This is a genomic window from Georgenia daeguensis (genome assembly GCF_039537705.1).
GTDB lineage: Bacteria > Actinomycetota > Actinomycetes > Actinomycetales > Actinomycetaceae > Georgenia > Georgenia daeguensis.
On the sequence record NZ_BAABBA010000019.1, the window covers coordinates 70,854 to 77,906 of the forward strand.

General features: G+C 64.9%; 5 protein-coding genes and 1 pseudogene. 5 read left to right on the plus strand and 1 reads right to left on the minus strand.

Going from position 1 to position 7,053, the window contains the following annotated elements:
• Window positions 1-9 precede the first annotated feature (9 nt).
• The 5 genes from ABD774_RS16635 (at window position 10) to ABD774_RS16655 (ending at window position 5,300) form a co-directional block, all read left to right on the plus strand.
• A complete protein-coding gene (locus ABD774_RS16635) occupies window positions 10-891 on the plus strand; it encodes a carbohydrate ABC transporter permease (RefSeq protein WP_345043582.1) in 882 nt (293 codons plus the stop codon).
• Window positions 888-1,727: a carbohydrate ABC transporter permease gene (locus ABD774_RS16640; RefSeq protein ID WP_345043560.1), complete on the plus strand. Its 840-nt coding sequence runs from the start codon at window positions 888-890 to the stop codon at window positions 1,725-1,727. The genes ABD774_RS16635 and ABD774_RS16640 overlap by 4 nt, the downstream gene beginning before the upstream one ends.
• A gap of 96 nt (window positions 1,728-1,823) precedes the next feature.
• Window positions 1,824-3,182, plus strand: coding sequence for a NosD domain-containing protein (locus ABD774_RS16645; RefSeq protein ID WP_345043562.1), 1,359 nt, complete (start codon window positions 1,824-1,826; stop codon window positions 3,180-3,182).
• Between the two features lie 83 nt (window positions 3,183-3,265).
• On the plus strand, window positions 3,266-4,312 hold the full coding sequence (locus ABD774_RS16650) for a LacI family DNA-binding transcriptional regulator (RefSeq protein WP_345043565.1): 1,047 nt from the start codon (window positions 3,266-3,268) through the stop codon (window positions 4,310-4,312).
• 19 nt (window positions 4,313-4,331) lie between these two features.
• Window positions 4,332-5,300: a glycoside hydrolase family protein gene (locus ABD774_RS16655; protein ID WP_345043567.1), complete on the plus strand. Its 969-nt coding sequence runs from the start codon at window positions 4,332-4,334 to the stop codon at window positions 5,298-5,300.
• Between the two features lie 1,174 nt (window positions 5,301-6,474).
• Here ABD774_RS16655 and ABD774_RS16660 read toward each other — a convergent pair.
• A pseudogene (locus tag ABD774_RS16660) lies at window positions 6,475-6,924 on the minus strand (recombinase family protein); the annotation flags it as partial.
• Window positions 6,925-7,053: the final 129 nt, after the last annotated feature.

Sequence of the window (7,053 nt, forward strand, 5' to 3'; positions counted from 1 at the left end):
CGCAAGGGAATGAGCGATCGGCGCTACGCCGCCCTGCTCATGCTGCCCGCTGCGCTGTTCCTGGCGGCGTTCGTGGCCTGGCCGCTGATCCGCCTCGTCGTCGACAGCTTCTACGAGATCTCGCCCATCAGCGGCGGACCCCGGACGTTCGTCGGGTTCGCCAACTACGCCGCCGCCCTGGGCGGGGACACCTTCCAGGACGCCGCACTTCGCACTGTCGCCTACACACTCATCGTCGTGACCGCCGAGTTCGTGCTCGGCCTGGCGACCGCGCTGCTGTTCAGCGCCCTGGGGCGGCGGTCCTCGGTGTTCCGGACCATCTTCCTGTACCCGCTGATGATCGCTCCGGTGGTGGCCGGTCTGCTGTGGCGGTTCCTGCTGATCGACAACTCCGGCATCCTCAACCACATCCTGTTCCGGGTCGGACTCCTCGACTCCCCGACGTCGATCGGGTGGCTCAGCGACCCGGACCTCGTCCTGTGGGCCGTGGCCATCCCCGACATCTGGCTCACCACCTCGTTCATGACGCTGGTGCTCTTCGCCGGGCTGCAAAACGTCCCCGGCGACATCCTCGAGGCAGCCCGGCTGGACGGAGCGCGGGCGTGGACGCTCCTTGTCCGCATCATCATCCCGCTGCTTCGACCGGTGATCGCGGTCGCCCTCATCGTCCGCGGGATCGATGCGGCCAAGGCATTCGACATCATCCTCATCCAGACCGGCGGCGGACCCCAGAACGCCTCCCAGACCCTCAGCCTGCTCATCTACCAGACCATGATCCGCTTCGGAGAGCCCGGTCTGGCGAGCGCGATGGGGACCCTGTACCTCATTGCGATGCTCGCGGTCGCGGTCGTGGCGGTCTGGTTCATCTGGCGCCCAGGAGCTGACACATGAACGGCCTCGAGATCCGTCGACCTGGTCCTCGTGCACTGCTGTGGGCGCTGCTCGCCGCTGTGGTGGTGCTGTACGGGTTTCCGTTCCTCTACCTGCTCCTCACCTCGTTCAAGACCCCGTTCGCCACGCTCGCTGTGCCGCCGACGATCCTTCCGCCCACCTGGACCGTCGAGAACTACGGCGCAGCGGTCAGCCGGGCCGGGGTGGTGCCGTCGTTCATCAACAGTCTCTCGACCGCCGCGATCAGCACGGTGGTCTCCCTGCTCCTCGCGGTTCCGGCCGCCTACGGGATCACGCGCTTCAAGACGCGGGCAGGCCGCATCTTCATCATGGCGGCGCTGGTCACGCGAATGGTGCCGCCGGTCGCGGTCGGCGTGCCGCTGCTGTCCACCATCGGGTTCCTCGGCCTGACCGACACCCCGACCGGGCTGGCGATCGCGCACACGACAATCTCGTTGCCGCTCTCGATCTGGCTCATGGCGAGCTTCTTCGAAGCGGTGCCGGCGGAGCTCGAGGAGGCGGCGAAGGTGGACGGCTGCAGCCGGCTGGGTGCCCTGTGGCGCGTCGTCATCCCGGTCGTCTCCGGTGGCATGGCGGTTACAGCCATCTTCGCGTTCCTGGCGTCCTGGAACGAGTTTCTGTTCGCCCTGCTGCTCACGTCGGTGCGAGCCCAGACGACCCCAATCGTCATCGCGAACTTCCAGACGCAGTTCGGTCTGGACTGGGGACCGATGACCGCCCTGGCGGCTCTCTACTCGATCCCCGTCATCCTCCTCACACTCCTCCTCCAGCGGCACATCGTCGCGGGACTCACGCTCGGCGCAGTCAAGGGCTGAGCCATCCGGAAAGGGACTCCCGCTACGGGGTCCGCCGGCCCCCACGCCTGGCTCCAGCGGCTGTGACACCAGGCAAGCGATGCAGAAGGGCATCACATGGTCAGCAAGAATTGCTACGACGTCACGACGTGGCCTGTCGGAAATCCGTACGAGGATGTCGGTGAGGTGATCAACGCGATCATCGCCGACATCAAGAGCAGGCAGACGGCCACCGATGTGAACGAGGGTGGGAAACCCGGTGCGGTGATCTACATCCCACCGGGCGACTACCACCTTCGAACACAGGTGGTGATCGACATCAGCTACCTCAGGATCGAGGGGTCGGGACACGGGTTCACCTCGTCGAGCATCCGCTACAACGTGCCCAAGAACGAGTGGGCGGACCTGCACGAGCTGTGGCCAGGAGGAAGCCGCATCCTCGTCGACATTCCGATCAAAGGCGACGCCGACGAGTCCAAGGGTGCCGCGTTCTACATCGAGCGAACCGGAAGCCCGCGGATCAGCTCGGTCGAGTTCTCCAACTTCTGCATCGATGGTCTGCACTTCAACCCGGACGGGTCTGGGATTCATCCGGAGAACAGTTATAGGAACGGGAAGACGGGCATCTATGTCGCCAGTGCCAACGACTCCTTCCGTGTCACCGGCATGGGCCTCGTCTATCTAGAGCACGGTCTTACCGTCTATCACGCCGACGCGTTGTCCATCCATGACAACTTCATCGCGGAGTGCGGCAACTGCATCGAACTGCGCGGGTGGGGACAGGCGTCCAAGATCACCGACAACCTCATCGGGGCGGGCTTCAACGGACACTCGATCTCCGCGCAGAATCATGGCGGGCTCTTGATCACCGCGAACAACGTATTTCCCCGCGGCGCGAGCAGCGTCGAGCTTGACGGCGTGACCCGTTCCAGCATCACCAACAACCGGCTGCACTCGTTCTACCCAGGGATGGTGGCGCTCAAGGCGAACTGCTCGGAGAACCTGGTGGCCGCCAACCACTTCTTGCGTGACCACGAGCCGTGGGAGCCCTTCCTGGGCATAGACAACGGGATGGACGACCCCTACGGCCTTCTCCGTGTCAGCGGAGAAAGCAATTCCGTTATCGGCAACCACTTCTCTGCGGTCATCGACTCTCAGAGGATCAGCCCGCCGGGTGCAACGCCCGTCATCATGCGTCTCGTCTCGGGGAGTGGGAACTATGTCGCCAACAACCACGTCGTGGCCGTGGACGTCCGCGCCAGGACGAGCGATTCCTGCTTCTCCGCACAGGTGGACGCTCTGTTGACGACCACAGGTTCGGGTCAGCTCGCCGTCACCACCGTCTTGGTCGAGGCCGCGTCCTCCCGCAACACAGTCCTCGATTCGGGTGACGACGCCCAGGTGGTGATGGACAGGGCGGCCAATGCCTTCAGGCCAACCCCCAGCATCTCGACGTCCCATGCAACTGTGCCCTAATCGGCCGGCTTCAGTCGGGCGAAATCTCCCGGCCAGGCCTACATCGGAGTCTGCGGCCACATTCACCGCGAAGAGGCGAGGAAATGAAGCAACGAAGAGTAACGATCAAGCAGGTCGCAGCAGAGGCTGGCGTCTCTATAACGACCGTCTCCCACATCCTCAACGACGTGCCGGGCGTGCGGGCCAACCCCGCGACACGTCAACGCGTCGAGCGAACCGCCGCGCGACTGGGGTATGTGCCCAACCGGTTGGCACAGTCCCTGCGCACCCAGCGGTCCAACACCATCGGCCTTATCGGGGATGAGATCGCGACCACACCGTTCGCCGGCAAGCTCATCCTGGGAGCCCAGGAGGTGGCCCTGTCGCGAGAAGCTGTCGTGTTCGTCGTGTCTACCGGATATCAGCGTGACGTAGAGGACCGGGAGATCGAAGAGCTGCTGCGCCGTCAGGTGGACGGGATCCTCTACGCCTCGATGTTCCACCGCAAGGCCGAGCTTCCCCCACAGCTAGCGTCTGTCCCCACAGTGTTCGTGAACGCGGAGTGCACCACTCCCGGCGTTCCCTGGGTTGTACCTGATGAAGTGGCCGGCGGCCGGGATGCCGCCGAGGTGCTCCTCTCGGCCGGGCACCGTCGCCTGGGTTTCATCAACAACATCGACGACATCCCCGCATCCATGGGTCGCCTCGAGGGGTTCAGCGCACGCCTGGCGGAGGCAGGTGTCGCAGCCGACGACGTGGCGGTCGTAGCAGCAGAGTCCGACCCGGTCGGCGGATATGCGGCCGCGAAGAAGCTCCTCATCCGCCCTCGACGGCCTACGGCGATCTTCTGCTTCAACGACCGCGTCGCCATGGGCGCCTACCGGGCCGCCACCGAGTTGAGGCTTCGCATCCCCGAGGACGTCTCCATCGTCGGATTCGACAACCAGGAATACGTCGCTGACGGCATCTTCCCAGGCCTGACCACCATTGAGCTGCCGCACTTCGACATGGGCGTGTGGGCCGCCGAACACCTTTTTAACCAGATCGAGGGAACGAACGGTGACGCCCCATCCGCGCGGCTACGCGGGCCGGTCATCCACCGGGATTCCGTCACCTCACCCACCGGTGCACTCACCGCCGTACAACGCTGACCCGAAAGGCTTCACATCAATGTCGAACGTCCTGTCCGATGCCTGGACCTGGGACATGTGGTTCGCAGACGACGGCGACCGCTACCACGCCTTCTACCTCAAGGCCTCCCGCGCGCTGGGAGACCCGGACCGGCGCCACTTCTACGTCACTGTCGGTCACGCCGTCTCCCAAGACCTCCACACCTGGCACGAGGTCGCCGACGCGCTGATCGCATCGGACCAGCCCGCCTTCGATGACTTCACCACGTGGACCGGATCCATCGTCAAGGACGCAGACGGCATGTGGAGGATGTTCTATACCGGGACTTCCCGCGCTGAGAAGGCGATCGTCCAGCGCGTCGGCGTCGCGACATCGGCGGACCTCTACACCTGGACGAAGGCAGGCACCGAGGCCCTGTGCGAGGCGGACCCGCGGTGGTACGAGAAGTTTGACGGGTCGAGTTGGCCCGATGAGGCCTGGCGCGACCCGTGGGTATTTCCCGACGGCGATGAGTGGCACATGCTGGTCACCGCCCGGGCCAAGGACGGTAACCCGGACGACCGAGGCGTGATCGGCCACGCGACATCACCCGACCTCGAGACGTGGACCGTGCAGCCCCCGCTCTCCCAGCCGGGGGCTGGCTTCGGCCATCTTGAGGTGCCGCAGGTCGCGACGGTCGACGGCCTCCACGTGCTCGTCTTCTCCTCACTTCACGGAGAACTGACGCGGACCCGGCGTGAAGCAGGTGAGCGTGGCGGTGTGTGGTCTGTACCCGTGGACTCCCCGACCGGCCCCTACGAGATCACCGGAGCAACCCGTCTGACTGACGAGTCGTTGTACGCCGGCCGGCTCCTGCAGGACCGTGATGGCGCCTGGTGGCTCTTCGCGTTCAACCACGTCGATGGTGACGGGGCGTTCATCGGGTCACTGTCGGACCCGCTGCCGGTCGGCTGGGACGCGAACGGGCGCCTACGGGTGACCGACGGTCGCTTCGATCATCTCGAGTGAGGGAGCCTCAACCGGGGGTCAATGGGCGCGGTCGTCCCAATAGCCGCCGGGGGAGGACGCCCTGCTGGATGCCGAGGCGCCACGCGAACGTCTTGACTACGAGCCGGTCACCGCCCTCTGTAGGCGTCGCAGTGCAGCAACTCGTCACCGGCGGCATCCGAGTCACCGCCGACCCGTTCGCGGAGTAGCGCCCTGAAGGCGTACGCCGCGAGGCCCGCACACCAGAGGGGTGGTGTGAGTCGATCGAGCAGAAGGGCCGCTTGGAACGTTCACCTCCGCATTGGCGTGTGTTCAGAACCGTTGGTTTGCGCGAGTCAAATGTCCGTGATGGAGCGTCGGCTGGTTACCTTGGATAGCGGTGGCCCCGGCCAGCGACGGCTGGCCGTCATCGCCATCGTTCGACTCGTTCGCCGGGCGAGCCCGAGGAGCGTAAACAGTTCACGAGGAATCGGGGGCCCCACGGTGCGAGTCATACGAAACGGGACCAACTACGTCTCCGGAATTCTTCTGGTCTTCATGAGCTTTGGACTGTTCATCCTGGCTGATCCTTGGATGTTTCGGACCTACCGCGACCTCCCTCCAAGCGAGCGAATGAGCAACGTGGAGTCACTCCTCGCCACTGCCGGACTGTGTGTCATTGCCACTGCCGGTGTGATGTTCATGCGAGTACGCGTCGAAATCGTGTCGGGGGTGCTGGTTCGTGTGGTGAACCCGGTATGGACCTGGGAGTTTGAGCGGTCGCGGATTCTTGAAGTCGATGAATTCTTGTTCCCTCGCCTTCGGCTAGACACCGGTCAACGGGTCGTGTTGGCGGGCGCCGAGCAGTCACTGGCAATGAGACTTCGTGGGGCCCGGGTCACGAACAGTGAGGAACTGGAACCTCGGAGCGCTTCCCACAGTGAGGTTCACAGCAGCGTCGTGCGCACCGCACGTGGAGCTGTTTGGTACGTGGTCCCTTGGCTGATTGGGATAGTTGCGTCTGTGCTCGGACTGGTGGCTTCGGCCGGTCACTGACGACCGTTGGTAAGGGACTTGCTGGACGCGCACTGTTCGATCGATGCGGCCACCTGTTAGTGGGAAGTAGGAGCGGAACCAGCCCTCAAAGCGGCAGGACCGTGATGGCCGTCAACGCTGAGCACTGCTTACCGCAGCGAGGTCACAGGGTCCGAACCTGTCACTTGCTGCGGCTCAGATCCATGAGCCGGCGGCCGGCCTCGCGGAGCTCGCCGGCGGGGGAGATGTGGCGGTAGAGAGTCTGGCGGGTGACGCCGAGCTCCTTGCACAGTTCGCCGACGTTGGTGTCGGGCTGCCCCATGGACGCCCGCGCGAGGCGGAGCTTGGCGGGGGTCATCTTGTTGGGGCGGCCGCCGGTTCGGCCGCGGGCCCGGGCGGCAGCGAGGCCGGCGATGGTGCGTTCGGAGATGAGCTCGCGTTCGAACTCGGCCAGGGCGGCGAAGATGCCGAAGACGAGCTTGCCTGAGGCGGTGGTGGTGTCGATTGCCGCGCCCTGGCCGGTGAGGACCTTCAGACCGATGCCGCGGTCGGTGAGGTCCTGGACGATGTTGACCAGGTGGCGCAGGTTGCGGCCGAGCCGGTCGAGCTTCCACACCACGAGGGTGTCACCGGTGTCAGTGCCACGTGAATACTGACCCCCTGGTGCCGAGTGAAAGTTGACCCCCTCGGACAGAGTGAGGGAGTGATCAGCGTGGAGGATTGGGCCGAGATCAGACGGCTCCACAAGTCGGAGGGGATG